We start from the raw sequence: 25,451 nt of genomic DNA, 5'->3' as shown, positions 1-25,451 counted from the left end.
TCGTCGTCCCGGGTCTTGATCAGCGGGGCGTCGAGCCCTTGTCCATCCATCACGGGGACCTTTCGAAGACTTCTGCGGCACAGTCTAGGGCAGTTGCCGTGCAATCGAAAGACCGACGAAATGCCCACCCCGACCTGCGTCAGATCGGCAGCCGCAGCTCCAGCCAATGCGCCGCGACACGCACCCGGCCGCCGCCGAAGCTGCCGCCTGCAGCCGTCAGCATCAGGCTGGCCGGGTCCCAGTATGTCATCGGTTGTGACAACATGCCTCGCGCCCAGCTTCCCTGCGCCAGTCCCAGGCCGCTGCCGAATCGATCGGTTGCGCCTGCGGTTCCCAAGGCCCAGGACTGCAGCGTGCCGCCGATCGCCTCGACCACCCGGGCCGTGCACCCGATGACCATGGCGGCAGCCGGTATGATCAGACCGCTGTCCACGATGGTGCCGCCTTCGGTCACCACCTCTGCTTCTGCCATCCCGGCGCACAGAGCGCTGCCGTACGCCCCCAGTGTCAACGTGCCGCGGACCCATCCGGCGCCGTCATGCACCGCGGTCAGACCCGCGTCACGGACAAAGCCGCGCTGCCCGGCCCGCGGTATGGCAAAGACCCAGCCGCCGTTCGCGGCAATGGCCACCTGGCCACCCCGCCCCTGCCACGCGCCGGTTGCCGACGCGGGAATGCCCCAGCTCAGACCGTCGGCAACCTCATCCGGCGGTGCGGCGCGGGTCACGCTTTCCAGCACCAGGTTCACCAACCCGTCCAGCCGCATCAGGGCATCGTTGACGGTGACGTGCTTCTGCGCCTGGGCCGGTTGCAGCAGCGGCAGCCCGCAGCGCGCCGTGCTCTGATCAGACATCGACCATCCTCCTTGCAAACGACCCTGGTCCGACGATTTCGGACAGTTGGGCCACCTCCACCGCAAAGCGGCCGCCCTGCATCGCGCCCGTCCAGACCTCGACGGGCACCGAACAGACGGGCCGCTCCACGACCGACTGCCACAGCACCGTCCCGCCGCGGGCCAGCCGCACCAGATAGCGCTCCGCCGACTCGCCCAGCGGCACGTCCATTCCGTCCCACCCGTCCGCCTCGATCCGGCTGCGCCTGATCCACGTCAGATCCGGGCCGGAGACGTTCAGGTGGCACGGCGACAACGGACGCAGGCCCATGCCGGCGAATGCGTGGGCGATCTCGCGATAGGTCGGATCCTCGGGCGAACGCCCTGCAGGCCCGATCCGCCACCACCGTGTCTGCCCGCGGGCGGAAGGTGGCAGGTCGACCTGACGCAAAGCCTCGTCGACCACCACGACAATGCTACCGATGGGCCAGACGGCCGGCATGCGGGCATCGGATCCCGCCTGACCCCGCAGCCGCCGGCTGATCTCCCACACGCCCGGCGTCACCGGAACCGCCTCTGCGAACTGCAGCACCTCCCAGCCGGCGGGTGTGCCGTCGCCGATGGCCAGCAGGTTCGCGCCAGCCAGCAGCCTTGCATCCGACACGGACTGCAGCGCTCCGCCCTTCACCCGTATCCGCAGTGGCGGACCAAGGTCCCAGACCCCTGCGCGGGCGGCCGCGAGCGGGCTTTCGGTGACGCCCATGATTGCACCAACGGGCAGCGTGACGTTCGGCGCGTATCCGCCCTCGGCCTCGCCCGAACCCCAGGCCATTACCGGCCCCGGCCACGGGGTCGCCGTGGCGGCCAGCCACGGCGCATGCGGCACCTCGTCGCCCCGCAGCAAGGGCAGGTCCAGAAACATCGGCCAGACCGGCACCGGGGGATCATGGCGCCGCGTCAACGGGATCGAGGCCCGACGCGCCGGCGGTGCGAAGAAGCCCGGCTCTACCCGTACCGCATCGACAATGGCCGCGCCGGTCCGCTCCATCCGGTCAATCCGCCAGCGCTGCCCCTTTCCGGGCCCGTCTGTAAGCCGGATCACGTCGCCCGGCCCCAGATCGGCAAGCGAAGGCGGCAGCGCGAGCCGCAGCCGATCGCGCGCGGCGCCGGTTTCCGCCAGCCATCGCTCGGCAACGGCCAGTCCCTCGTCCCTGGTCATGCTCATCGTCAGTTCGCTGTCGGACGCGGTGGTCTGATCCTCATGCGGCAGCAGCGCCTCGGCCGTGCATGAACCATAATCCGCCCCCGCCTCGACATGGCTGACCCGAATACGTCCGGCCAGTTCCGCGGAAGGCGCCCGGGTGATCTCGACCCCGGCAAGCTCCTCTGCCAGGGCCAGATCATCCGGCCCCACCTCGGCGGTCACGCTGGCGTCGCGCATGACGAACCGCAACACGCCGTCCCGTTCGACCGCATCGAACCCATGCGCCAGCATCAGCGGCTGCAGCGCCGCGCGGCCGGTCTGCCCGCCCTGCAGCACATAGCCACGGACCACCCCGTTCAGCCCCGAACTGTCATGGGCCGCCACCCCAGCTTCGCGGCAGATAGCGGCAACGAGCGCGGCCAGCGGCACCGCGCCTGCGCGTCCGTTCAGCCAGTGCCCGCGCTCCCAGGCGTGGCCATCGGACCACAGATCACTGCGGGCGGGGAACGCGGGAAAGGGCCGCGCATCCCAGCACCAGACATGCGCGCGGCTCAAATCGACCATCCGGCCCCCACCAGCCATTGGCGGGTTGTTTGCGGGGTCGCTCCAGTAATCGGTAACGGCGCGCACATAGGCTGCTTGCAACGCGTCGTCCCGCCGACCGTGGGAATACCACGGCAGCATCGACTCCGAGCTCAGGGCGTCCAGAAACTTGTTGGGCTGGTTCGTGGCCTTGTCCAGCGCGGCACAGCCATACTCGGTGAACCACACCGGTTTCGACCCGGGCACCCACGCCGTCCGCGCGGTCTGTCTTACGCCGTCGACCCGCTCGTGATGGGCGTTATCCCACCAGCCGCGGATGTCCTTGCAGCGCCAGACCCACGGTTCCCCGTAGCCGTCCTCGACCGGCAGGCGGTGCTGCCGGTCACGATGCTGGTCGTCGAGATAGTACCAGTCGAAGTATTCTCCACCGCAGACATTTGCCCGCAGATGGGCGGGATTGTCGATGCGGCCCCAGCCGGCATCCAGATGCTGATCGCCATCCCGCCAGTCCGACAGCGGCATGTAGTTGTCGATCCCGACAAAGTTGACATCATCATCCGCCCACAACGGATCCAGATGAAAGCGGACCTCGCCGTCGCCGGGATGGTGGCCGAAATACTCGCTCCAGTCTGCCGCATAGCCCAGCTTGACGGCGGGACCCAGGATCGCCCTGACATCCCGGACGAGCGCGCGCAGCGCGGCCACGGCCGGATAGTTTCCAGCGGCGTCGCGGATCTGGGTCAGCCCGATCATCTCGGATCCGACCAGGAAACTGTCGATCCCACCGGCCAGCCTACATAGATGCGCGTAATGCAGGATGAAGCGCCGGTACGACCACTCGTCCGGTCCGGCATAGACGACGCGTCCGTCCCTCACGTCATAGTCACCGGGCGCGGCGGCGCCGAAGAACATGCCGACGTCGTCCGCCGCCGCGGCAGTGTGATCGTGGCCAAAATCGCAGGTAATGCGGCCGCGCCAAGGCATGACCGGCTGCTCACCCGTTCCGGTGCGCGGATCGGGACGGCCGTTTCCGTTCAGCTGTTCCATCAAGATAAATGGATAGAACACCGCCTTGCGCCCGCTGGCGGCTATCGCCCGCAGCGCCTCGATCACCGCCTGATCGGACGGGGTGCCACCGTAGATCGGCCGATCCTCCACCCGCGGGATAGTCAGTGCCTCGTTCCGTCCGATGCCACCCGCGCGCCACGGCATTTCGGCCCCGTCGCTTGCAACCTGCTCGACCTTGGGGCGCAGGCTGCAATGACCGGCGCGAAGGTCGTCGCCGAACCACGACACGACCAGAGACACCGACCCGACCCGCGGCAGTTCGCGCCGCAGGATGTCCAGCGAGACCTGCAGGTCGGTCCCGCCCATCGGCGTGTTGCGGTTCACGACGCGCGACTCGCCCAGCCCCAGATCGTGGCTCACCTGCGTGGTGGCCAGCGCGTATTCGCCGGTGCCGGGGATCAGCGCCACAGCCTGCACATCATGCGACAATCCGCTGGTGGCGTCCGCCGCGCGCGTCACCTCGAAACTCAACTGCGGAACGCGGTTGCCCCAGCGTTCCAGCGCCAGATCCTCCAGCACGACATAGGCGACCCCGCGATAGGCGGGTGCGGCCTCACCTTCGTGGGCCACGATGCAGGGATCCGGCACCTGCGCTTCCCCGCCCCGATAGATTCGCATGTTCAGATCACCCGGTGCCAGCTCGTCTCCGTCTGCCCAGACCCGCCCCACGCCAAGGATCGGCCCCTCGCACAAAGCCAGCGCAAAGCTCAGCCGATAGCTGATCTCGGTCACGCGCGGGGTCGCGCCCTTGCCCCCACCGGTGCGGCTGCTGACCTCGGTGACCGGTCCGGCCCAGATCACATGGCCTGGCACCCGCATCTGCCCCCAGACGCGCGGAATGGCGGTGCCCTCGCCCGCTGTCTGCAGGCGCAATCGGTCGAGGCGACCGGTTTCGACCGGCCTTGTCCCGGCGCCCAGCAGGCGCGCGTCGACCGCCCGGCCAAGCGTCGCCCCGACGGCTCGGCCCACAACAGCGCTCGACAGGCCCAGCATCGTCCCGCCGAACCCGGCCCCGACCGAGGCACCCGCCGCTGCCAGCAGAATGGTCGCCATGTGATTTCCTTCGTCCGTTCTGCCGTGCCCGGTGACCTGCGGCGCTTACGCCGGAAAGCGGAAGCCCGCTGCGATCCGGGCTCGCCACGGTTCGGAGAGCGGGCTCTCGACGACCCCGTGCCGGTCATAGGCGTGGATGAACCGGGGCGCCTCGCCGGTGACCGACAGGATGCCCAGGTGCTTGGCCACCGCGCCGTCCCGCATCCGGAACAGCAACAGATCGCCGGGGGCGAGCTGGCCCTCCTGAACAGGGGTCATGTGACGAAGCGCCGCGGTCATCAGCAACTCGTTGCTGCCTGTCTCGCCCCAGTCGGCGGTGTAGGCCGGCAGGACCTCCGGCTCGCAGCCATAGAGACAGCGCCAGACCCCGCGGACCAGACCGAGGCAATCGGCCCCCGCCCCCAGCACCGACGCCTGGTGAACATAGGGCGTACCGATCCAGGCACGGGCGGCGGAAACCACCTGCCGGCTCATCGGCGACCCACCTGCTTCGGCGCGATCAGCCAATCCTCCGGGGGCAGGTGCGGAAAGCCACGAAAGTTCAGGTAGTTCTCGAACTTGGTTCGGCAGGTCTCCGGGCGCTTGTCACAACCGGCGGTCAGACGCACCCGGTCGCCCGCTGCCGGCACCAGCCCCAGATCGGCCCACAGCTCGATGCGCCGCAGCACGCCCACCTGACGGTCACGCTTGATGGCGCCCCGCAGCCCATGCGCCACGCCGTCCAGCACCGTCAGCACGCCATCCTCGAACCAGCCGGGCTCCTGCTCCGCCGCGGCGGACAGGTCCAAACGCAGCCCTTCGCCACCGTCGTGCACGACAGCGTCGATCCGGCACCCGGGGCGGGACAGGTCGGCGCGACATTGCTGGTCGCCCAGCCGGGCTGCGCAGCGGCGATGATAGACGCGGCCAAGCGGAACGTTCAGCGCCTCGGACATTCCGCGCAACTCGGCGCGGAACGCGCCGTCCGCGCGGGACACTTCGCCCAGTTCGCCGCGGAACAGCAGTTGCCGCCGCAATGGATCGGCCCAGTTCAGCTGCCACAGCCGCACCTCGGCCCGGTCCCAGCGTCCGGCGCGCAGGTCGGCCTCGGTGATCGCATCATCCGACAACATCCCCTGCGCCTCGGTGTTGTCCACCGCGAGACCAAGCCCCTGCACCACGGCACGCGCGGTTAGCCCCGCCTCCGGGCGGTACGTGATCCCGTCAAACCGCAGCACGGCGTCATGGTCGGTGAACCCCAGGGTCAGCCCGTCGCGCCGGGTCACGGCCCACGCCCGTGCCTCGGTCGTGGTGATCCCCCCCTCATGCGGGCACTCGCCCGCCCCGGCGCTCACAGGCGCACCTCGAGCACCGGCACCTGCGGCAGGTCACCGGCCTGAAAGGACGCGACCGAAACGGCGATGCGGTCAGTGTCGAACCGCACCGGCACGTCGAACTCGAAACCGGCGGTCACCTCGGCGCCAGGTGCCGGTGGCGTCGCGAAGGTGATCACCCCGGTTGCATGGTCGGTCACGTGATCCATCCCCTCGGTCTGCGGTTCCCCCGCGACGGCCACGAGCACGCTGCCCGCGACCGGCTTTCTGATCGGCCGGGCGTATTCGCCCGGACCCGAGTGGTACAGCTTCTGCAGCACAAAGCTGCGCGTCTGCCCGTCACCGGTGCCGATCGTCTGGTCTGCCGCCGCAGGCCTTCGGCTGGGCACGCAGCTCCTGAAATCGGCCCAGTCCTTCCACCGGAACCCGTGCAGCTGTCCTGCCCGTGCCTCGTAGAACGCGATCAGCGCCGCGACGTCATCCAGGCTGCGCAGACCCACGCCCGCATCATAGCGGCGCCGCGAATGCGCCCATGGCGTGTTCCGTTCCTCGAATCCGTTGGTCAGCGACACGATCTCGGTGCGGCGCTCGGGCCCACCCACCGCGCCGAACGACATGTTGGTTGGAAACCGTACCTCGTGAAACGCCATCAGCTGTTCCTTTCGCCCCGAGCCAGCGCCCGGGCCATCTGCGCGGCGATCTGGCTCTGGCTGCGCTGAAACCCCGCGACGTCGGGCGTCTGCACGTTGACAGTGACGTTCACCGGACGGCCGCCCCCCGGCGCCGCCACGCCCAAGCGCCCATCTGCCCCCCGGCGCAACGGCATGATCGCCTCGGGTCCCGCCTCGCCCATCAGCCCCGTGGCACCGCGCATCGGAAAGAACGTGGGATCGGTCACCACCCCGCCACGGGCGAACGGAACCACCCGCCCCTGCGACACCGCACCACCGCCGGCAAACGGCGCGGCACCCGATACTGCACCGCCGACCATCTGGGCCAGTGCGCCCGACACGGCCCCCTGCACCGGCTTCATCGCCACTGCGAACACCGTGTCCGCCATGCCGCGAGCCATGCCGGTCAGCGCGTCCTGCAACCGCATCCCGTCGAACACCACGCCGTCAAAGGCGCGCCGCAGCCCGCCGGAAAAGCCTGCGCTCAGCGCCCCGACCTCGCGCCCGGTCGAACCGATCGTCTGTTGCAGACGACCCAGTTCGCGGGCGAATGCGGCCGTCATCGCGCTGGCCTGATCAAATCCGTCACTCAGCTCGTCGAACCCGTCCCTGTCCGTCATGCGGCCCCTCTCCTGTCGATGCGCGCGCCGCTGGCGCCGCACTGTCGAACTGCGCGGTGATGTGGTTCAGTCCGGGAACCGGGCGGCCAGTTCGGCCAGGCGGTCCCGCGTCATGCGGCCGTTTCCGTCCGGCTCGATGCCCAGCATCAAAGCCAGCTCGGCCGGAGTCAGCGCCCAGAACTGCGCGGGCGTCAGGCGCAGCGTCGAAAAGCCGGCGCGCATCAGCCCCGCCCAGTCCAGGCCCGGTTCCACGCGATCCTGACACGCTGGACCGGCGGCGCCATGTTCATGCACAGCACCGCTCAAGGCCGATCCTCCGTCACGGACCCGCCCGGAACGCGCGCGCCAGCAATTCTGCGGCAGCCCGCGCACCTTCGACCGGACCGCCGCGCAGATCGGCGTTCAGCAGCGACTCCGCCTCTCCCCTCCACCCGCCGCCGCGCAGCCCGGCGACCAGCACCGCGATCACGTCACGCGTGGCAAAGCGGCCAGCCTCGAACCGCTCGATCAGCCCCACGAGGCTGTCCGCCTGCAACTCAGCCTCCAGGGCGGCTAGCGCGCCAAGGGTCAGCTTGGCGACATGGCGCCGCCCGTCGATCCAGACGGCGACCTCACCCGCATAAGGATTTGCCATCACAGCGCCTCGAACTGCAGCACCCCGGCGCTCGCCATCGTCAACTCATAGGTCGCCTCGCCATTGTAGCTTCCGGCATATTCCAGGCCCGTGATCTGGAACGGGCCCTCGACGATTCCGAAATCCGGAATCACCACCTGGAACCGCGGCAGTTCGCCCTCGAAGAAAACCTGCCGCACCCGCCCGTCCGTCGCCTCGTCCCGGAACACGCCCGATCCGGAAATCGACGCCGATCTGACGCCTGCACCGGCCAGCAGTTCGCGCCACCCGCCCTGACTTTCGAGCGACGTCACGTCGATGCTCTGGGCGTTGAACCCCAGCCGCGAGGCGCGCAGGCCGGCAATGGTCTGGAACGTGCCATCTCCGGCCATGTCCATCTTGATCAGCAGATCGCGTCCGTTCTGCACTGCCATTCTCGCCTCCTCACACCGCTTCCAAGCCCATGTCGACAGTGGCGCGGAACGTCATGTCCACCCGCCGCCCCCTGCCCACGTCGACGCGCCGGGCACGCGACCGCAGGAACCACAGCCCTGCGACCTGCCCCGCATCCAGGGCCAGCGGCGCGCCTTCCAGTGCAGCTGCCACCGCACCCGCCGCGGCCTTGACACCCGCGAACCCTCCACTCTCCTCTGCCCCGGACAGGACCGAGATGACGAAGTCATGCCGCGTCGCACATCCGGTCATGTCGCCCGCGTCCGAAACGTCCTCGGGGCCCAGCGCCACATAAACTCCGCTTGGCGCCGTTACCGGCATCGCGTCATAGATCGCGTCGCCGACCATTCCCCACAGCACGGGATCCGCGCGCAACGCCTCATAGATCGCGCCCTGCAGCGCGGCCGATGCCGGATAAGTCATGCCTGCCTCTCTTCTCTAGCCATACAGACCAGCTATCGCCCGGCGGAGTCGGTCTCGCCGGCCGAATCGATCTGGAACACGCGCGTCCCCATGCGGAACCGCTGCCCCGGCCGGGGCCGGCGCGGATCGCCCTCCGGCGCCCCCCGCACGGTGATCGCCCACGTGACGACGCTCTCCGGGCCGACCTCGGCCAGCCCCGTGCGCCCCGATCGCGCCTTCATCGCCGCATGCAGGGATCCCTCAGGCGTCCAGCGGATCGCATAACCGCCCGATCCATCCGCCTCACGCGCGGCGGTCTCCAGCACCAGCGGCACATTGGGACGCGGCGCGCTCATGCTCGGTTTCCCCGCCCGGCGAGGGTGCGGACCTGCCGCCACCGGTCCAGCAGCGAACTGACCGCAAAGGGCAAAGCCGCGCGGGCCTGATCATCGCTGCGGTCCTCGTAATAGCGCGCGGCCAGCATCAGCGCGGCCTGCGCCAGGTCAGCAGGTACCTCGCTCCATGCCGTCCCGAACCCGGCACAGAAGCGGATGGTGATGAACCCGCCGGTAGGTACCGCCGGCAACAGCGTTCCCGCCGGCAGGATCAGCGGCCGCTGCATGTCCGGCAACAGCCGCCAGCGGCCGGGATCGACGGTGGTGATCCGTCCGGACGCGTCGGTCACCTCGATCGACGCCACCGAATTGACCGGCGCCAGCGGAAGCGGCTGAGCCAAGCGATCGCGCCATTCTTCCAGCCGCATCCGGAACAGGCGGCGCAACAGCACCTTTCCCGTCCGCGCCTCGATCGTGGCAATGGCCGCGCGCAGGAATCCGGCCAGCGCGAGGTCCTCTGCGGCATCTTCGGCCAGCGCAAAGCCGGAACCCATTCGCAGATATCCGCGCAACGCCGCCACGGGCAGGACGTCCGCATCGGGCGCCGCCTCCTCGACCAGCATCATTCCCGCAACCTCCCGTTCCCTGCGCAATTGTTCGTCGGTCACTGCTGGAGGTCGGGGGGCACGCCGACGCGCCTGCCACAGCGCGTGCGGACAGCTGCGATGCCGCCGAAGCAGGCACCCCTGCGCGCACCCCCCGCTCCGGCTGGCGATCAGCCGAAGGTCATGATCTTGACCGCCCGCGCATCGGTCAGTCCGCCGCCGACGCGCTTGGTTGCATAGAACAGCACATGCGGCTTGGCCGAGAACGGATCGCGCAACACGCGCAGGTCGGGCCGTTCGGCGATGGTGTAGGCGGCGGCAAAGTCGCCAAACATGATCGACGCACTTTCGGCGTCGATATCGGGCATGTCCTCGCAAACGACGACCGGATACCCAAGCAGGCGTGCCGGTTCGCCGGCCGCCAGCGAATCCGACCACAGGAACCGCCCGTCGGCGTCACGGATCTTGCGCACCGCCCCGGCGGTCTTCGAGTTCAGGACGAAACTCGCATTGGCGCGGTATTCGGCGCCCAACGCATAGACCAGGTCGATCAGCCCGTCTGCGGGCCGCTCGGCGCTGAAATCAGCCAGCGCCCCGCTGGGCACGGTGCCGATCAGGCTGTCGCCAGCGCTGACATTCGGCGCCGTGGGATAGGTCAGGATGCCGCGCGGCTTGTCGATCCCGTCACCGTTGATGAAGGCCGCGGCCTCGGCGCGGGCAAAACGCTCCGCGATGCGGCTGGCCAGCCAGTTCTCCAGGTCGAAGGCGGCATCGTCGAGTAGACGCTGGCTTGCCTTCGGCATCGCCGACAGTTCGTGCAGCGGGATGGTCACCCGCTCAATCTGCGGCGCGTCCGTTTCGGCCACCGAGGTCTCGGTCGCCCAGCCTGTGGTCATGTCGCCCTTGTCGACCAGCACCTCGTAGGCCGACGACTCGACCGTCACGACATTGGCCACACTGCGCAGCGACCCGGCGGACCGCAGCGCATCCTGCACCTCGGCGGCGATCTGCGGCGCTGCAAGAAAGCCGCCGTCCGCCGCGACGGTCAGTCCCTTCTCCTCCAGCGTCAGCCCGCGCAGCGCGTCATCGTCACCCCGGCGCAGATAGGCCGCGAACGCCTTCTGATGCGGTGCCTCGATATCCGCTGCGGTCGACAGCGGCGGACGGCCCCGAAGGGCGGTCTTTCGATCCAGCATGGTCATGCGTTCGTCCTGTGCTTGCAGTTTGTGTTCGATCGTCTTGCGAAACCGGGCCAGCTCGCCCACGAACTCGGCCATCGCGTCCGTCACCCGTACAGGCATCGCGGCGCCTGCATGGGATTTCACCTCGTCGGCTTGCGCCCGCTCGGCTCCAACCTCGGCCATCCCACTCTCTCCTTGTTCGAAATTTGCCCGCGGGTCCGCGCCACGCGGCAGGCGACAGACCGCTGCAATCACCTTTGCGGCGCTGCTCCGGTCAGCTCGACCGCAATCAGTGGGCCCGCAACACCGCGGCGGCCCGCCACAACGCGTCCGCCAGGACGTCCAGGTCGCCCTCGATTTCGTCCGACTTGCGGCCGACCTTCGCTTCGGGCAGCATCGGGAACGTCACCAGCGACACTTCCCACAATTCCACTTCCGTCAGCAGCCTTCGGCCCTGCGCGTCGCGTTCGGCGCGGATCGTGCGATAGCCGATCGACAGGCCGTCGATCGCCCCCGCATGAACCAGCGCCGCGGCCTCGCGCGCCTGGGCCACCTCCGGCAGCAGCCGGCCCTTCACCCGTAGGCCCCTGGTGTCCTCCCGGATTTCGTCCCACACCCCGATCGGCCGGGACGGGTCGTGCTGCCACAGCATCCGCACCTTCCCGCCACGCGCGGACAGCCGCGCCAGGCTCGCGGCGTAGGCACCGGGCATCACCATGTCGCCGCCCTGGTCGGCGGTCTCGAACAGGCTGGCATAGCCTTCGATGACGCTGCCCTCGGTGAGGGTGGGGGTCCCCCCCGCGAACTTCAGTTCCAGCCCCAGATCATCCATCCGCACGCTCAACCTCCCTGTGGTCCGAACTGCAGGATGGATTGCACCGCCTGCGTCAGGATGACTGCGACCACACCATAGACGGTCATCCACAGCCGCTTCTCCAGACCCTCGATCAGCGACTCGATCCGCTCCAGCCGGCGATCGACCTGCCCGAACTGCAGCGCCATGATGCGCTCCTGGGTGTCGAAGCGCTGGTCGTGCCAGTCGAACGGTTCCTTCACGAACCTCGAACCTTCCATCTCACCCTCCGGATGCGGACCGAGCGATGGGCGGCAGGCCGAGTGCCGCGCGCTTCTCCGCCTCGGTCAGGAAATCCGCCGCACCCACCCGTGCCCAGTGCTGGTCGCGCTCTTCCGCGAGCGCCGGGATCTGGTCCAGATCCGGTTTCAGGTCGATCTCGCTGCCCTGATGCTCCGACAGCCACCAGGCCACGCTTGCCGCAACCCGCGTCACCAGCGGCAACACGGTCAGCCGATAAAAGGCGCGATGCGCCTCGGCATAGTTGGCATAGGTCGCCTCGCCGGGGATGCCCATCAGCATCGGCGGCACGCCGAACGCCTGGGCGATCTCACGGGCCGCTGCGGCCTTGGTCTGGTGGAACTCCATGTCGCTGGGCGAGAAGCCCATCGGCTTCCAGTCCAGGCCTCCCTCCAGCAACATCGGGCGCCCGGCGTTGCGGGCACCCTGATGGTGCATCTCCATCTCGCTCACCAGGCGGTCATACTGGTCGGGGCTCAGCATGCCCTGCCCGTCCGTCCCCTTGTAGATGATCGCGCCGGACGGACGCGCCGCATTGTCCAGCAGCGCCTTGGACCAGGCGCTGGCGCTGTTGTGGACATCGATGGCCACCGCCGCCGCCTGCAGGGGTGACAGGCCATAATGATCGTCCAGCGGGTGAAAGCTGCGGATGTGGCAGATCGGATCGGGGCTGCCGGTCATGTCGAAGCGGTGCTTGCGCCCGTCCAGCGCATACTCATAGGCTACGGGCCAGCCGTCCTGCCCCGGGACGATGCTCATGCGGTCCGAACGCAGCACATGCAGTTCGACCGGCAGCCCCCCGGCCGCGGGCTCCACCGCCTCGAGGTAGCCGTTCCCCGACAGCAGAAGCTGCCCGAACAGCGCCTCGAACAGCTCGGCCCGGCCCTGCGCTGGGTTGGGCCGCCGCATCAGGTCCAGCACCGGATGCGTGTCATAGCGCCGCCTTGCGTCCTGACAAACCAGCGGGACGGCTGCTGCCGCCTCGGCGATCAGCTTGACGGCCCGGAACCCGACCGGGTTGCCGGTGAATCCCGCGCGGGTCAGGCTGCCGACATCACGCGGCGACCAGACCACCCGGCCCGATCCGGCAGCAAGGGCGACGACCCGCCCCGTTGCGCTCGCCTTTGTCTCGACCGGCGCGGGCAGGGCTGCGTCAGCCTCTCCGTTCCTGCGTCCGAACCACCGCAATGCCATCCGCCTCTCCTGTCCCGTGCAAGGAACAAGGGCCGCCCCCACCGGGACGGCCCTTGCCTCCAGCCTTCGTCATCGTGCCGGCGGGCGCAGTCGCGGATCCGCCTGCGCCCGAACAGCCTTCTAGAGCCCGCGCACCTGCGGGCGCCGGTAATGCGTGGCCGGCTCGATCATCAGCTCATGCAGCGCCCATACCAGCGCATCCAGCCGGTCCGGCGAGCCGCGTCCCTCGAACCCGCGCACCGTCATCCGGCACATCTGGTCCTCCAGCACGCCCAGCCTTCCCTCCCGGCCGCGCAGGTGGCTGACCCTTCCCTGCTCGTACAGCGCGGCGACCGGCTCGGCCCGCAGCCCCTTGCCCCTGCCGGCACGCAGCGCGCGGAACGGGACCAGCGGATCGACCTGGCGGATCACGCTCTCGACCAGATCGCCGCCCTGGTTCACTTCGGCGACCAGGCGTTCGGCGCCGTGCCGCTCGCGGGCGGCGATCGCGGCACGGGCCCACTCCGTGGGTCCGCCCCGGACGGATGCGTCCTCCAGCACATAGCCGCACCAGTCCTGCGGCGGTCCCTGGCAGACCACGCCCGCAACCACGATTCCGCATTCGTCGCTGCCAGCGTTGCCGGTGACCGCCGGATCGACGGCGACCACGATGCGGTCCAGCCGCGGCGCGCCGTCGACCCGGCACGCCTCCAGCGCCGCCGTGCTCCACAGCGCGCCCTCGACATCGTCCAGCAGGATGCCATCCAGTTCCTGCCGGCCGAGCCGGGTTCCGGCATAGCGCGCCTCGACCTCGGCCAGAAAGCTTTCCGCCAGAAAGGCGCGGTTCGCATCCGTCGGCGCATGGGTCACCACGGTCGACGCATTTCTCAGGATCGACTTCAGCACGCCGACGTTGCGCGGGGTGGTGGTGACGACCTGCTGCGGATGCTGGCCCAGCCGCAGCGCGAACTGCAACATGTCCCAGGTTTCCTCGCCCTTCTTCCACTTGGCCAGTTCGTCGGCCCACGCCGCATCGAACTGAGGCCCCCGCAAAGCCTCGGGTTCATGCGCCGAATAGACCGTCGCAATGGCCCCGTTCGGCCAGACCAGCCGCCGGCGCCCGGCCTCCCAGACGGGCCGGCGGTCGGGTGGAGAACACGCCAGGATGCCGCTGTCGCCCATCACCATGACCTCGCGGCCTTGGTCATGGGTTTCCGCGACCAGCGCCACCCGGCGCGCATCGCCGTCCGCCAGCGGCGTCGATCCCTCGACCTGCATGCGCACCCATTCGGACCCGGCGCGGGTCTTGCCGGCGCCGCGCCCGCCCATGATCACCCAGGATTTCCAGTCCCCTTGGGGGGGCAACTGGTGGGGCAGCGCCCAGAACTCGAACAGCCAGGGCAGCGCGGCCAGCGCGTTGTCCGACAGCCCCGACAGGAACGCATCAACCTCCGCCGGCTCGGCGCAGGCAAGCCAGGCGGCGCCCGATCTCGTCTCGTGCCGCGGCAAGGTCGAGCGCTCCGCCTCCGACGTCCCCGGCAATTTCCTTGCGAAGCTTGTCAAGCTTGTTCCTCTCTTCCAGCACCAGATGCGCCGCCGCGCGCAGGTCGCGGGCAAGTTGCCTGCTGTCCTTCACCTGATCGAACTCGCCCGCCTGAACCTTCAGCCGCGCCTTCTCGAGATCGTCGGCGTAGCTGTGAAAGATGCCCTCCCACAGCTCCAGAACCGACTTGCGCGCCTCGGCCTCGGCCTCGGACTGCGGTCCCCCGGCCGCATACGGACCTTCCGGGATCGTCGTGCCCGGATCGAACATCATGCCCATTTATGTTTGCCCTGCCCCTCGTGTGTCTGTCCGCACGAGCAGAGACATGAAAAAACGGCCTCGGGCGTGGTGCCCGGGCCGCTTGCCCACCTCTCTCAGCATGTCGTTGTTCTACCCTCGAGCGTTCGCAAAGTCAATCCGGGACACGCCGCCGAAAGCCCCTTAAGGCGACTTCATCCTAGGATCGCAACACCTTAGGTTGTGCAACACCCCACCGCCCGTCGTGCAACGCGTGCGGCGGATGGGCGTTCAGCGGACCCGCTGGATCGGTTCGGAGCGACAAACGCCCCTTCCTGCACCACGCCTGCAAACGACGGATTCGCTCCATCCGGCGGACGGACAGTCACTCTCCCTGCACGGGGGTGTCGGTCGGCTCGCCACGCTGCGCCTCGATCTCGCGCCAGCGCCGGACGTTCTCGTTGTGCTCCTCCAGCGTGCGGGCGAACGCGTGACCGCCGGACCCGTCGGCCACAAAGAACAGGTACTCGGTGTCTTCCGGGTTCAGCGTGGCCTCGATCGCGGCGCGGCCCGGGTTCGCGATCGGCGTCGGCGGCAGTCCCTCGATCAGATAGGTGTTGTAGGGCGTCTGCCGATCCAGCTCCGACCGCCGCAGGCCGCGGTTAAGGATGCCCCGGCCTTCCGTCACCCCATAGATGACTGTCGGGTCGGTCTGCAGCCGCATTCCCTGGTTCAGCCGGTTCACGAACACGCTGGCGACGATCCGTCGCTCCTCGGGGACGCCGGTTTCCTTTTCGACGATCGACGCCATGATCAGCGCCTCCTCGGGGGACTCGTAGGGCAACCCGAAGGGCCGCGCCTCCCACGCCCGCTGCAGGATGGCGGTCTGGCTCGCCTGCATCCGGTCCAGCAGCTCGCCCCGGTCGGCGCCCTTCTCGACCTCGTAGGTGTCGGGGGCCAGCGATCCCTCGGGCGGCACGTCGCCGGTGGCGCCCGTCATGAATTCCGCGGCCTTCAGCCCTTCGACGATCTGCCAGCTGGTCACGCCCTCGGCGATGGCGACGCGCAGCCGTGCTCCGGGCTGATCGATGGCCTGCACGACCTCGGGCGGCGCCGCCTCGGCCGCCGGATCGAAGGTGACGCGATCCTCGTAGTTGCCGGTCTCGGGATTGATGTCGCGCATGACCACGCTGTTCGCCCGCACGCCCACGCGAAAGATCACCTCGGTCCCGCAGGTCGACGGCCCGCCCGCGGTGATCGTGTCGACCACCTGCTGCATGCTGGCCTGCGGCGGCACCAGATAGCTGCCGAATTTCAGCTGGTCCGCCTTGCCTTCGTAATCCGCCCCGGTGCGCAGGATGTAGCCGTTGTTGACGACGCCCTGTTCCACCAGTTGGCGCGACACTGCCGTCAGGCTGGCACCCTGCGCCACCGTCACGCACTGCGCCGTCGCGCTGGGGCCCGGGGCAGTGTACTGGTTGCGCCCCCAGGCCACCGCGATGGCCACCCCGATCAGCAGGACGATGAGCAGCGTCAGCAGGTTCGAGGCGATGTTTCGCCAGATCATTCGGCGACCCGGCCCACCACCAGACTGGCGTTGGTGCCGCCAAAGCCGAAGCTGTTGGACAGCGCGATGTCGATCTTGCGCCGCACCGCCGCGTTGGCGGCAAGGTCGATCGGCGTGGCCCGGGCCGGCTCGTCCAGGTTGATCGTCGGCGGCGCGATCTGGTCGCGTATGGCCAGGATGCAGAAGATCGCCTCGACGGCGCCCGCCGCCCCCAGCAGATGCCCGATCGCGGACTTGGTCGACGACATCGTGACCCCGCCCGCGGCCTCGCCCAGCAGCCGCTCGACCGCGCCCAGCTCAATCACGTCGGCCATCGTGCTGGTGCCGTGCGCGTTGACATAGTCGATCCGGTCCGGGGTCAGCCCGGCGCGGTCGAGCGCCGCCTGCATCGACCGATAGCCGCCGTCGCCGTCCTCGCTGGGCGCGGTGATGTGATAGGCATCCCCGGACAGCCCGTAACCCAGCACCTCGGCATGGATCTTCGCGCCCCGTGCCACGGCGTGGTCATAGGCTTCCAGTACCACCATACCCGCGCCTTCGCCCATCACGAAGCCGTCCCGATCGACGTCCCAGGGCCGCGAGGCGCGCTGCGGGTCGTTGTCGCGCTTGGTGGACAGGGCCTTGCAGGCGTTGAACCCGGCGATCCCGATCTCGGAAATCGGCGCCTCGGCCCCGCCCGCCACCATCACGTCGGCGTCGCCGTAAGCGATCAGCCGGGCCGCGTCGCCGATGGCGTGGGCGCCCGTGGAACAGGCCGTCACCACCGCGTGGTTCGGCCCCTTGAAGCCATAGCGGATCGACACCTGGCCGCTCGCCAGGTTGATCAGCGCCCCGGGAATAAAGAACGGGCTAACCCGCTTGGGCCCGCGCTCCTTGATCAGCACCGCGGTCTCGGCGATCGAGCTCAGACCCCCGATCCCCGACCCGATCATCACCCCGGTGCGCAGCTTCTCCTCGTCGGAGGGGTTGTCCCATCTGGCATCGCGCACCGCCTGGTCCGCCGCCGCCATGGCGTACAGGATGAAGTCATCGACCTTGCGGCGGTCCTTCGGCTCCATCCAGTCGTCCGGGTTGAAGCTGCCGTCGCTGCCATCCCCGAACGGGATCTCGCAGGCGTATTTCGTCACGACGTCGGACGGATCGAACCGGGTGATCGGCCCTGCGCCGGACTGCCCGTCCAGCAGCCGCCGCCAGGTTTCCTCGACCCCGCATCCCAGCGGCGTGACCATCCCCATCCCGGTGACGACGACCCTGCGCATGGCTGCTCCCTCCAGCATTTCATCGGCGCGATGCATACACGCGGCCCCAGCATGGTGCAACGCTGACGGGAAGGCGGGCGGCGCGGCGTCCGCCCGGCCCGACGGCCGGGCTCCGGCGGTCAGGCCGGGGCCATTCGTCGCGGGGTCGTTCCAACCGGAACCATTCCGATCGCATCTGGTTGATAGCGCAGCACGTCGGCCCCGATCCGGGGTCCGGACGACCCTTCATCTTTCGAACCCACGGGGACAGCACCGATGACCATCGAGACGCAGCGCCGGGCAGAAGCCACGCTAGACGAACTTCACAACGTCACATCGCTGGTGCTGCCCGAGCCGGCGGGCGAGGTCGTGCCCCTGCAGCAGGCCGAGCCGCCGGTGGCCGAGGAAATCCGCAGGCGGATGGACGAGATCAATCTGAAGGACACCGGGTCGATCGTGCATTTCGGATCGCGCGCCCAGGCCGGTCTGCAGGAAATCAGCCAGAAGATGCTGGCCGACGTCAAGAACAAGGACGTGGGTCCCGCCGGCGACAGCCTGCGCGACATCGTGTCATCCATCCGCGGCTTCTCGGTCAGCGAGCTGGACGTGCGCCGCGAACGCTCCTGGTGGGAAAAGCTGCTGGGCCGCTCCGCCCCGTTTGCCAAGTTCGTCGCGAACTACGAACAGGTGCAAAGCCAGATCGACCGGATTACCGTCGACCTGGAAACCCACCAGCACCAGCTGCTCAAGGACATCAAGTCGCTGGACGTCCTCTACGAGCGCACCCTCGACTTCTATGACGAGCTCGCGCTCTACATCGCCGCCGGCGAGGGCAAGCTGCGCGAACTGGACGAAAAGGTGATCCCCGCGAAAGAGGCCGAGGTGGCCGCCAGCAAGACCGACGGCGACATCATGGAGGCGCAGGAACTGCGCGACCTGCGGGCCATGCGCGACGACCTGGAACGCCGCGTGCACGACCTGAAGCTGACCCGGCAGGTGACCATGCAGTCGCTGCCGTCGATCCGGCTCGTGCAGGAAAACGACAAGTCGCTGGTCACCAAGATCAGCTCGACCCTCGTCAACACCGTGCCGCTGTGGGAAACCCAGCTGGCGCAGGCCGTGACCATTCAGCGCGGCGCCCAGGCGGCTCAGGCCGTCAAGCAGGCCAGCGACCTGACCAACGACCTGCTGACCGCGAACGCCAAGAACCTGCGCGACGCGAACGTCAAGATCCGCACCGAGATGGAGCGCGGGGTGTTCGACATCGAGGCCGTCCGCACCGCCAATGCCGAACTGATCGCCACGATCGAGGACAGCCTGCGGATCGCCGACGAGGGCAAGGCCCGCCGCGCCGCCGCCGAACAGGACCTGCAGAAGATGGAGGTCGAGCTGCGCGACACGCTGGCCTCCGCCAGTGCCCGCCAGAAGGCGCCGCAGACGATGGGCGCGGCCCCGGCTGCGGCGCGTCCGACCACCTGACCTGCCGACGTGTCCGTCCCTGCGCCGATCCGTGCCGCCTGTCCCGCCGTTCCTGCGGCGGGGCAGCGCGGCCGTGCCGCGCCCCCGCGCCTGCTCGGGGTATTGCTGCTGACGTCGGCGCTGGCGCTGGCGGGCTGCGCGACCGGTGACCGGTCCGGGGCGCCGGACGATGGCGCCGCAACGGACGCCTCGGCCGCGGCGCCCGCGCCGCGCCCGGCGGAGCCCCCGTCCGAGGTCCGGCAGGCGGCGCTGCGCAAGGAACGCGCCGAGCGGGCGCGCGCGGCCGAGGCCGCGGCGGCGCAGCCGCCCAGCCCGGCCAGCCAGACGATGCGCCGCTATCTCGCGGGGATCGAGGACACGCTGATCGCCAGGGGGTTGATGCGGACCGACCGCGGCGACGTCCCCACCGACGCGGCGCGGCTGGTCGAGGATTTTGTCGCGGTGGCCCTGCGCGACGAGTACGAGCGCCAAGGGGGCGCGCTGGTCCGCCGCGTCCACGACGCACCGCTGCGGCGCTGGTCCGGCCCGGTGCGGCTGCAGCTCGACTTCGGCGCCTCGGTCGATGCCGCCACCCGCACCCGCGACCGGGCCGCCGTCGCGGACTATGCGGCCCGGCTGTCGCAGGCCAGCGGCCATCCGATCACGCTGACCGGATCGGGGGGCAACTTCGCGGTGCTGTTCGTGTCCGAGGACGACCGCCGGTCCGTCGGGCCACGCCTCGCGCGGCTGGTGCCGGGCATTCCCGCCGCCGACGTGCAGGCGATCGTCGATCTGAAGCCGCAGAACTACTGCACGGTGTTCGCCTATTCGCGCGGCGCCGCGCCCGAGTATGTGCGCGCCGTGGCGGTGATCCGGGCCGAGCTGCCCGAGCGGATGCGCCTGTCCTGCATCCACGAGGAGCTGGCCCAGGGGCTGGGCCTGACCAACGACAGCCCCGCCGTGCGGCCCTCGATCTTCAACGATGACGAGGAATTCGCGCTGCTGACGCGGCACGACGAATTGCTGCTGCGGATCCTCTATGACCGCCGCCTGCGGCCCGGCATGACCGAGGCAGAGGCGCGGCCCATCGCGGCCCGGATCGCCGCCGAACTGACCGGCGCCCCACCAGCGGAACCGGCCCGGCATTCGGGGGGCGCCTGACCCGGAACCGCGCCTGCATCCGCGGGATTGTACCCGCAACGCCCTTCCGCTGACGGAGACCTGCCATGCCCATCATCGATTTCCTGACCGGCGAGTTCATCGACGTCATCGAATGGACCGACGACACCCGCGACACGATGGTCTGGCGGTTCCAGACCCGCGGCAATGCGATCAAGTACGGCGCCAAGCTGACCGTCCGCGAGGGCCAGGCAGCAGTGTTCGTCCACGAAGGCCAGATCGCCGACGTGTTTGGCCCCGGGCTCTACATGCTGGAAACCAACAACATGCCGGTGCTGACCCGGCTGCAGCACTGGCACCACGGCTTCCGCTCGCCGTTCAAATCGGAAATCTACTTCGTCAACACCACCCGCTTCAACAACCTGAAATGGGGCACCCGCAATCCGATCATCGCCCGCGACCCGGAATTCGGGCCGGTCCGGTTGCGGGCGTTCGGCACCTATTCCATGCGGGTCACCGATCCGGCGCGGTTCATGGCGGAAATCGTCGGCACCGACGGCGAATTCACCAGCGACGAGATCTCGTTCCAGCTGCGCAACATCATCGTGCAGGAATTTTCCCGCATGATCGCCGGCAGCGGCATCCCGGTGCTGGACATGGCCGCGAACACCCAGCAGCTGGGCGAGGTCGTCGCCCGGGCGATCGCCCCCGCGGTCGGCCAGTACGGCCTGACCATCCCCGAATTCTACATCGAGAACATCAGCCTGCCCGACGAGGTCGAGAAGATGCTCGACAAGCGCACCTCGATCGGGATCGTCGGCGACCTGGACCGGTTCAGCCAGTACGCACAGGGCGAGGCGATGCTGAACGCCTCCACCCGCGACGGCGGGATGGGCGCGGGCTTGGGCGCCGGGATGGGCGCGGCGCTGGGGATGGGGATGGGCGCGCGGCAGCTCGGCTGGCAGCAGGGGCCCTGGGGCACGGCGGCGCAGCCGATGCCGTCCATGCAGCCGCAGATGCAGCCGCCGCCGCAGCCGGGCATGATCGCCGCCCAGGCGACGACCCCCGACACCGTGTGGCACGTCGCGATCGACGGCGCCGCCCAGGGTCCGTTCGGCCGCAGCGATCTGGGCCGGATGATGAAGGCGGGCCAGTTCACGCGCGACACGCTGGTCTGGGCGCCGGGTCAGGACGGCTGGCTGGCCGCCGACGAGGTGCCGGCGCTGGCGCAGCTCTTCACCATGCTGCCGCCGCCGCTGCCGGCGCAGCCCCCGTCCCCCCCGCGCGAGTGACCTGATCCGCGACCGTTCGGCCCGGCCCTCGCCCGCTGCGGGACGGTCCGGGTCCGACCTGCAGCAAGGCGGCCCGATGCCGACGCCCCAGACCGAATACCGCTATCCGTGCGAAAACTGCGGTGGCAGCCTGCAGTTCAGCCCCGGCCAGAACGTCCTGACCTGCCCCTATTGCGGGCACGAGCAGACGATCCCGCCGGGCGCCGCCCGGGCGCCCAGCCGCCAGCAGGGCGGCGGCACCGCGGGGGCCGACCTGCTGTTGCGGGATCCGGCGACCGGCCGGGCCCTGCAGTGGGACGCGCAGCACAAGGCGGTGGATCTGGTCGAGATCCCGCTGGAACGCGGCCTGCGGCTGGATGCCGGCAGCGACCTGACCGAAACGGTCCGCACCCTGTCCTGCCCGAACTGCGGCGCCAGGATCGAGATCACGGGCGAACGGCACGCCTCGACCTGCCCGTTCTGCGCCACGCCGGTCGTCACCGATACGGGTGCCACCCGCCAGATCAAGCCGCAGGGGGTGCTGCCCTTTGTCCTCACCGAGGCGCAGGCCAAGGCCGCGCTGGAGGACTGGCTGCACAGCCTGTGGTTCGCACCCAACGGGCTGACCGCCTATGCACGGCGGGGCCGTCGCATGACGGGCATCTATTCGCCGTTCTGGACCTTCGACGCCGACACCCGCACCGCCTATCACGGGCAGCGGGGCGATCACTACTATGAAACCGTCTACGTGATGGCGCAGGTGAACGGCCGGATGCAGCGGGTGCCGCAGCGCGTCCTGCGGACCCGCTGGACGCCGGTGTCGGGCCGGGTCGCGCGTGCCTTCAACGACGTGCTGGTACTGGCCTCGGCGTCGCTACCGCGCCGTTTCACCGACGCGCTGACGCCGTGGGATCTGTCGCATCTGGTGCCCTACCGCCCCGAATACCTGGCCGGCTTCACGGCCGAGGGCTATACCATCCCGCTGGCCGAGGGGCACGGGATCGCCCGGCAGGAAATGGCCAGCGTCATCGCGATGGACGTGCGCCGCGACATCGGCGGCGACGTCCAGCAGATCGGCGACATGCGCACCGAACACAGCGCCGAGACCTTCAAGCACATCCTGCTGCCGATCTGGAGCGCCGCCTACAAGTACAACGGCAAGAGCTATCGGTTCGTTGTGAACGGCCAGTCCGGCCGCGTGCACGGCGACCGCCCGTGGTCGGCGTGGAAGATCGCGCTGGCCGTGCTGCTGGTCGCGATCGTGGCGGCCGCGCTGCTGTTCATGGCCAACCAGTCCGGCTATGTCTCCTTCGGCAGCAGCGGCTGGTCCACGCCCGGCGGCTACGCGATTCCGCCGGACATCGGCCTGCCGGGCGGCTTTTCCCCAGGCGGCGGCTACGTGATCCGGGGATACTGACGCCGTGATCCTGTGCGCGGGCGAGGCGCTGATCGACCTTCTGCCCGCGCCGGGGGGCGGCCGGCGGGCGGTCCCGGGCGGATCGGTGTTCAACACCGCCCTGGGGCTGGGCCGGCTTGGCCACCGCGCGGGATTCCTGTGGCCGCTGTCGACCGACGCCCATGGCCGCCTGCTGCACGGCCTGCTGGCCGCCGCCGGCGTGGACCTGTCGCCATGTCCGGTGACCGAGCGGCCGACCGCCACGGCCGAGGTGACGCTGACCGGGGCCGAGGCGCGCTATCGCTTCACCCTGACCGGGACGACGGCGACGGCACTGACCCCCGAAAACCTGCCCGCCCTGCCGGCGACGACCCAGGCGCTGTTCATCGGCGGGATCAGCCTGGCGCTGGACCCGAGCGGGGCGGCCATCGAGAAACTCGTGGCCCAGACCGTGGCGGCCAGGCGCCCGGTCATGCTGGACGCCAACCTGCGGCCGGCGGTGATCGGCGACCGGGCGGCATTCCGGCCCCGGCTGGACCGGCTGATGGCGCAGGCTTCGATCATCAAGCTGTCGTCGGAGGACCTGGCGTGGCTCGCCCCCGACCAGCCGCCAAGGGCGACGGCCCGGGTGATCGCAGCGCGCGGCGACGCGCTGGTGCTGCACACCGATGGCGCCCGGGGCGCGACCCTGATCCGGCGCCGCCGGGTACCGCTGCATCAGCCGGCGCCGTCGGTGCCGGTGGTGGACACGGTGGGTGGCGGCGACAGCTTCGACGCGGGGTTCCTGTCGGGCCTGCAGGACAGCGGCGCCCTGCGCGATCCGGTCGCGGCGGACGACGCGACGCTGAAAGAGGCGCTGTGGCGGGGGGTGCAGCTGGCGGCGTTCAGCGTCGGCCGCGCCGGCGCGGATCCGCCGTGGCGCGCCGACCTGCCCTGGTTGTGAGCCGCACCGCGGCCGCACCGGCCCGACAGGGCCGCCGGAAGGTAGGATAGCCGCTCAGCTGGCGGCGCGGTCGCCCGACCGTCCGGCCTCGGCCGTCACCCGCGCCGCGGCGCGATCCAGACGCGCCACCGCCTCGGCGATCTCGTCGTCCGAAATCGTCAGCGGCGGCAGCAGCCGCAGGGTGTTGTCGGCGGCCGGCACGGTCAGCAGATGCTCGGCATAGCCGGCCCGGACGACGTCGGCCGGCGGCACCCGGCATTTCAGCCCCAGCATCAACCCCTGCCCGCGGACCGCTTCGAAGACGTCGGGGTGGCCGTCGACCAGGCCCTCCAGCCGCTGCCGGAACAGCCCGGCCTTGCGGTTCACCTCGGCCAGGAAATCGGGATCGGCGATGATGTCCAGCACCTTGCAGCCCACCGCGCAGGCCAGCGGGTTGCCGCCATAGGTGGACCCGTGGCTGCCGGCAGTCATCGGTGCCGCCGTCCTTTCGGTGGCCAGCACCGCACCCAGCGGAAAGCCGCCGCCGATCCCCTTGGCGACCATCATGATGTCGGGCGTCACGCCGGACCATTCATGCGCGAACAGCCGCCCGGTCCGGCCCATCCCGCACTGCACCTCGTCGAACACCAGCAGGCACCCGGTCGTCTGCCGCAACTCGTCCAGCAGCCGCATCATGGCGTCGTCAAGCGCCCGAATCCCGCCCTCGCCCTGGATCGGCTCGACCATGATGGCGGCGGTCCGGTCGGACACGGCGGCGCGCAGCGCGTCCGCGTCGCCCCACGGCACCTGCACGAAGCCCGGCATCAGCGGGCCATAGCCGCCCGTCATCTTGGCGGACCCGGCGGCCGCGATCGCCCCCGTGGACCGGCCGTGGAACGCCCCCTCGAAGGTCACGATCTCGATCCGCTCGGGGTCGCCGGCATGGTCCCAGTACTTGCGCACCATCTTGATGGCGAGCTCGGCGGCCTCGGTTCCCGAATTCGTCACGAACACGGTGTCGGCGAATGTCGCCGCGACCAGCCGGTCGGCCAGCGCCTGCTGCTGCGGGATCTGGTAGAGGTTGGACACGTGCCAGATCCGCCCGGCCTGCTCGGTCAGCGCCTGCACCAGCTCCGGATGGGCGTGGCCCAGCGCGTTCACCGCGATGCCGGCGCCCAGATCCAGGTATCGCGTCCCGTCCGCCGCGATGGCCCAGGCCCCTTCGCCGCGGTCGAATGACAGCGGCGCGCGGTTGTAGGTCGGCAGGACGGCGTCGATCATGGGTCGGTCCTTTGCAGTTGGCCGTTTGGGCCTTGGAAGAAGCGGTGATTGTCGGGGTGCCGGCTCACGGCATGGCAGCCGCCGGGCCGGGCGGCAGACCGGCCGGTCGTGGCATCAGCGTCGGCCGCAGACGGGCCAAGCGCGCGGGAAAGGCGGGGTGCGACATGTCATCCGCACGGCTTACGGCGGATGCGCGTACCGCGCAATATCCCCGCCGCGATCCGCGCAGGGCTGGACCCGGGCGGCCGCCGCGGGATAAA

Annotated in this window: 26 protein-coding genes; 5 read left to right on the top strand and 21 right to left on the bottom strand. The window is 69.7% G+C overall.

Annotation, left to right across the window (positions count from 1 at the left end; translation table 11 throughout):
- Positions 1-139 precede the first annotated feature (139 nt).
- The 20 genes from Q0938_RS00850 to fabF all read right to left on the bottom strand — a co-directional run bounded on the left by Q0938_RS00850 (position 140) and on the right by fabF (position 17,765).
- A complete protein-coding gene (locus Q0938_RS00850; RefSeq protein ID WP_299358160.1) occupies positions 140-853 on the bottom strand; it encodes a DUF2793 domain-containing protein in 714 nt (237 codons plus the stop codon).
- Positions 846-4,700 carry a glycoside hydrolase/phage tail family protein gene (locus Q0938_RS00845; protein ID WP_299358158.1) on the bottom strand — a complete coding sequence of 1,285 codons (3,855 nt, stop codon included), beginning with the start codon at positions 4,698-4,700 and terminating at the stop codon, positions 846-848. Before Q0938_RS00845 ends, Q0938_RS00850 begins: the two co-directional genes overlap by 8 nt.
- A 45-nt stretch (positions 4,701-4,745) precedes the next feature.
- Positions 4,746-5,174 (bottom strand): NlpC/P60 family protein, encoded by a 429-nt coding sequence (locus Q0938_RS00840; RefSeq protein WP_299358156.1) that lies wholly within the window; start codon positions 5,172-5,174, stop codon positions 4,746-4,748.
- Complete coding sequence (locus tag Q0938_RS00835) at positions 5,171-6,034, bottom strand: DUF2163 domain-containing protein (RefSeq protein ID WP_299358153.1); 864 nt, start codon at positions 6,032-6,034, stop codon at positions 5,171-5,173. The genes Q0938_RS00840 and Q0938_RS00835 overlap by 4 nt, the downstream gene beginning before the upstream one ends.
- Complete coding sequence (locus tag Q0938_RS00830; RefSeq protein WP_299358150.1) at positions 6,031-6,663, bottom strand: DUF2460 domain-containing protein; 633 nt, start codon at positions 6,661-6,663, stop codon at positions 6,031-6,033. The genes Q0938_RS00835 and Q0938_RS00830 overlap by 4 nt, the downstream gene beginning before the upstream one ends.
- A complete protein-coding gene (locus tag Q0938_RS00825; protein WP_299358148.1) occupies positions 6,663-7,304 on the bottom strand; it encodes a phage tail tape measure protein in 642 nt (213 codons plus the stop codon). The genes Q0938_RS00830 and Q0938_RS00825 overlap by 1 nt, the downstream gene beginning before the upstream one ends.
- A gap of 66 nt (positions 7,305-7,370) precedes the next feature.
- Positions 7,371-7,556, bottom strand: coding sequence for a rcc01693 family protein (locus Q0938_RS00820; RefSeq protein WP_299358694.1), 186 nt, complete (start codon positions 7,554-7,556; stop codon positions 7,371-7,373).
- Between the two features lie 67 nt (positions 7,557-7,623).
- Positions 7,624-7,938, bottom strand: coding sequence for a gene transfer agent family protein (locus Q0938_RS00815; RefSeq protein ID WP_299358146.1), 315 nt, complete (start codon positions 7,936-7,938; stop codon positions 7,624-7,626).
- The gene (locus Q0938_RS00810) at positions 7,938-8,351 is read right to left on the bottom strand and encodes a phage major tail protein, TP901-1 family (RefSeq protein WP_299358144.1); all 414 of its coding nucleotides are present in this window, start codon (positions 8,349-8,351) and stop codon (positions 7,938-7,940) included. Before Q0938_RS00810 ends, Q0938_RS00815 begins: the two co-directional genes overlap by 1 nt.
- 10 nt (positions 8,352-8,361) lie before the next feature.
- Entirely contained in the window at positions 8,362-8,793 is a 432-nt protein-coding gene (locus tag Q0938_RS00805) for a DUF3168 domain-containing protein (protein WP_299358142.1), read from the bottom strand.
- Between the two features lie 32 nt (positions 8,794-8,825).
- Positions 8,826-9,128, bottom strand: coding sequence for a head-tail adaptor protein (locus tag Q0938_RS00800; RefSeq protein WP_299358140.1), 303 nt, complete (start codon positions 9,126-9,128; stop codon positions 8,826-8,828).
- Positions 9,125-9,733, bottom strand: a complete 609-nt coding sequence (locus Q0938_RS00795; RefSeq protein ID WP_299358138.1) for a head-tail connector protein — start codon at positions 9,731-9,733, stop codon at positions 9,125-9,127. Before Q0938_RS00795 ends, Q0938_RS00800 begins: the two co-directional genes overlap by 4 nt.
- A gap of 149 nt (positions 9,734-9,882) precedes the next feature.
- Positions 9,883-11,013, bottom strand: coding sequence for a phage major capsid protein (locus tag Q0938_RS00790; protein WP_299358692.1), 1,131 nt, complete (start codon positions 11,011-11,013; stop codon positions 9,883-9,885).
- A gap of 169 nt (positions 11,014-11,182) precedes the next feature.
- Complete coding sequence (locus Q0938_RS00785; RefSeq protein WP_299358690.1) at positions 11,183-11,725, bottom strand: HK97 family phage prohead protease; 543 nt, start codon at positions 11,723-11,725, stop codon at positions 11,183-11,185.
- A gap of 8 nt (positions 11,726-11,733) precedes the next feature.
- Positions 11,734-11,967, bottom strand: a complete 234-nt coding sequence (locus Q0938_RS00780) for a hypothetical protein (protein ID WP_299358136.1) — start codon at positions 11,965-11,967, stop codon at positions 11,734-11,736.
- A gap of 1 nt (position 11,968) precedes the next feature.
- The gene (locus Q0938_RS00775) at positions 11,969-13,180 is read right to left on the bottom strand and encodes a phage portal protein (RefSeq protein ID WP_299358134.1); all 1,212 of its coding nucleotides are present in this window, start codon (positions 13,178-13,180) and stop codon (positions 11,969-11,971) included.
- A gap of 120 nt (positions 13,181-13,300) precedes the next feature.
- Positions 13,301-14,668 carry a terminase family protein gene (locus Q0938_RS00770; protein WP_299358132.1) on the bottom strand — a complete coding sequence of 456 codons (1,368 nt, stop codon included), beginning with the start codon at positions 14,666-14,668 and terminating at the stop codon, positions 13,301-13,303.
- Entirely contained in the window at positions 14,604-14,981 is a 378-nt protein-coding gene (locus Q0938_RS00765; protein WP_299358130.1) for a permease, read from the bottom strand. The genes Q0938_RS00770 and Q0938_RS00765 overlap by 65 nt, the downstream gene beginning before the upstream one ends.
- A gap of 343 nt (positions 14,982-15,324) precedes the next feature.
- Positions 15,325-16,503, bottom strand: a complete 1,179-nt coding sequence (gene mltG / locus Q0938_RS00760; RefSeq protein ID WP_299358688.1) for an endolytic transglycosylase MltG — start codon at positions 16,501-16,503, stop codon at positions 15,325-15,327.
- Positions 16,503-17,765, bottom strand: a complete 1,263-nt coding sequence (gene fabF / locus Q0938_RS00755; RefSeq protein ID WP_299358128.1) for a beta-ketoacyl-ACP synthase II — start codon at positions 17,763-17,765, stop codon at positions 16,503-16,505. The genes mltG and fabF overlap by 1 nt, the downstream gene beginning before the upstream one ends.
- Positions 17,766-18,020: 255 nt before the next feature.
- Here fabF and Q0938_RS00750 point away from each other — a divergent pair, with 255 nt between their 5' ends.
- The 5 genes from Q0938_RS00750 (at position 18,021) to Q0938_RS00730 (ending at position 23,931) form a co-directional block, all read left to right on the top strand.
- Entirely contained in the window at positions 18,021-19,223 is a 1,203-nt protein-coding gene (locus Q0938_RS00750) for a toxic anion resistance protein (protein WP_299358126.1), read from the top strand.
- Between the two features lie 9 nt (positions 19,224-19,232).
- Complete coding sequence (locus Q0938_RS00745) at positions 19,233-20,363, top strand: DUF2927 domain-containing protein (protein WP_299358125.1); 1,131 nt, start codon at positions 19,233-19,235, stop codon at positions 20,361-20,363.
- Positions 20,364-20,428: 65 nt separating this feature from the next.
- Positions 20,429-21,613: an SPFH domain-containing protein gene (locus tag Q0938_RS00740; protein ID WP_299358123.1), complete on the top strand. Its 1,185-nt coding sequence runs from the start codon at positions 20,429-20,431 to the stop codon at positions 21,611-21,613.
- A 76-nt stretch (positions 21,614-21,689) separates the two neighbouring features.
- Positions 21,690-23,009 carry a zinc ribbon domain-containing protein gene (locus Q0938_RS00735; RefSeq protein ID WP_299358121.1) on the top strand — a complete coding sequence of 440 codons (1,320 nt, stop codon included), beginning with the start codon at positions 21,690-21,692 and terminating at the stop codon, positions 23,007-23,009.
- Between the two features lie 4 nt (positions 23,010-23,013).
- Entirely contained in the window at positions 23,014-23,931 is a 918-nt protein-coding gene (locus Q0938_RS00730) for a carbohydrate kinase (RefSeq protein WP_299358119.1), read from the top strand.
- A gap of 54 nt (positions 23,932-23,985) precedes the next feature.
- On the opposite strand, the gene Q0938_RS00725 is transcribed toward Q0938_RS00730, so the two are convergent.
- Complete coding sequence (locus tag Q0938_RS00725) at positions 23,986-25,191, bottom strand: aspartate aminotransferase family protein (RefSeq protein WP_299358117.1); 1,206 nt, start codon at positions 25,189-25,191, stop codon at positions 23,986-23,988.
- Positions 25,192-25,451 lie beyond the last annotated feature (260 nt).

Origin of the sequence: uncultured Paracoccus sp., assembly GCF_947496875.1 — a bacterium.
GTDB lineage: Bacteria > Pseudomonadota > Alphaproteobacteria > Rhodobacterales > Rhodobacteraceae > Paracoccus.
Note: the sequence above shows the minus strand (reverse complement) of the source record. Positions and strands in the feature narration are given on the sequence as shown.

Excerpts from the sequence above, each read along its gene's own strand:
- Q0938_RS00850 (WP_299358160.1), bottom strand. The coding sequence starts at position 853 with ATGTCTGATCAGAGCACGGCGCGCTGCGGGCTGCCGCTGCTGCAACCG.
- Q0938_RS00845 (WP_299358158.1), bottom strand. The coding sequence starts at position 4,700 with ATGGCGACCATTCTGCTGGCAGCGGCGGGTGCCTCGGTCGGGGCCGGG.
- Q0938_RS00840 (WP_299358156.1), bottom strand. The coding sequence starts at position 5,174 with ATGAGCCGGCAGGTGGTTTCCGCCGCCCGTGCCTGGATCGGTACGCCC.
- Q0938_RS00830 (WP_299358150.1), bottom strand. The coding sequence starts at position 6,663 with ATGGCGTTTCACGAGGTACGGTTTCCAACCAACATGTCGTTCGGCGCG.
- Q0938_RS00825 (WP_299358148.1), bottom strand. The coding sequence starts at position 7,304 with ATGACGGACAGGGACGGGTTCGACGAGCTGAGTGACGGATTTGATCAG.
- Q0938_RS00815 (WP_299358146.1), bottom strand. The coding sequence starts at position 7,938 with ATGGCAAATCCTTATGCGGGTGAGGTCGCCGTCTGGATCGACGGGCGG.
- Q0938_RS00810 (WP_299358144.1), bottom strand. The coding sequence starts at position 8,351 with ATGGCAGTGCAGAACGGACGCGATCTGCTGATCAAGATGGACATGGCC.
- Q0938_RS00805 (WP_299358142.1), bottom strand. The coding sequence starts at position 8,793 with ATGACTTATCCGGCATCGGCCGCGCTGCAGGGCGCGATCTATGAGGCG.
- Q0938_RS00800 (WP_299358140.1), bottom strand. The coding sequence starts at position 9,128 with ATGAGCGCGCCGCGTCCCAATGTGCCGCTGGTGCTGGAGACCGCCGCG.
- Q0938_RS00795 (WP_299358138.1), bottom strand. The coding sequence starts at position 9,733 with ATGATGCTGGTCGAGGAGGCGGCGCCCGATGCGGACGTCCTGCCCGTG.
- Q0938_RS00790 (WP_299358692.1), bottom strand. The coding sequence starts at position 11,013 with ATGCCTGTACGGGTGACGGACGCGATGGCCGAGTTCGTGGGCGAGCTG.
- Q0938_RS00785 (WP_299358690.1), bottom strand. The coding sequence starts at position 11,725 with ATGGATGATCTGGGGCTGGAACTGAAGTTCGCGGGGGGGACCCCCACC.
- Q0938_RS00780 (WP_299358136.1), bottom strand. The coding sequence starts at position 11,967 with ATGGAAGGTTCGAGGTTCGTGAAGGAACCGTTCGACTGGCACGACCAG.
- Q0938_RS00775 (WP_299358134.1), bottom strand. The coding sequence starts at position 13,180 with ATGGCATTGCGGTGGTTCGGACGCAGGAACGGAGAGGCTGACGCAGCC.
- Q0938_RS00765 (WP_299358130.1), bottom strand. The coding sequence starts at position 14,981 with ATGGGCATGATGTTCGATCCGGGCACGACGATCCCGGAAGGTCCGTAT.
- fabF (WP_299358128.1), bottom strand. The coding sequence starts at position 17,765 with ATGCGCAGGGTCGTCGTCACCGGGATGGGGATGGTCACGCCGCTGGGA.
- Q0938_RS00750 (WP_299358126.1), top strand. The coding sequence starts at position 18,021 with ATGACCATCGAGACGCAGCGCCGGGCAGAAGCCACGCTAGACGAACTT.
- Q0938_RS00740 (WP_299358123.1), top strand. The coding sequence starts at position 20,429 with ATGCCCATCATCGATTTCCTGACCGGCGAGTTCATCGACGTCATCGAA.
- Q0938_RS00735 (WP_299358121.1), top strand. The coding sequence starts at position 21,690 with ATGCCGACGCCCCAGACCGAATACCGCTATCCGTGCGAAAACTGCGGT.
- Q0938_RS00725 (WP_299358117.1), bottom strand. The coding sequence starts at position 25,191 with ATGATCGACGCCGTCCTGCCGACCTACAACCGCGCGCCGCTGTCATTC.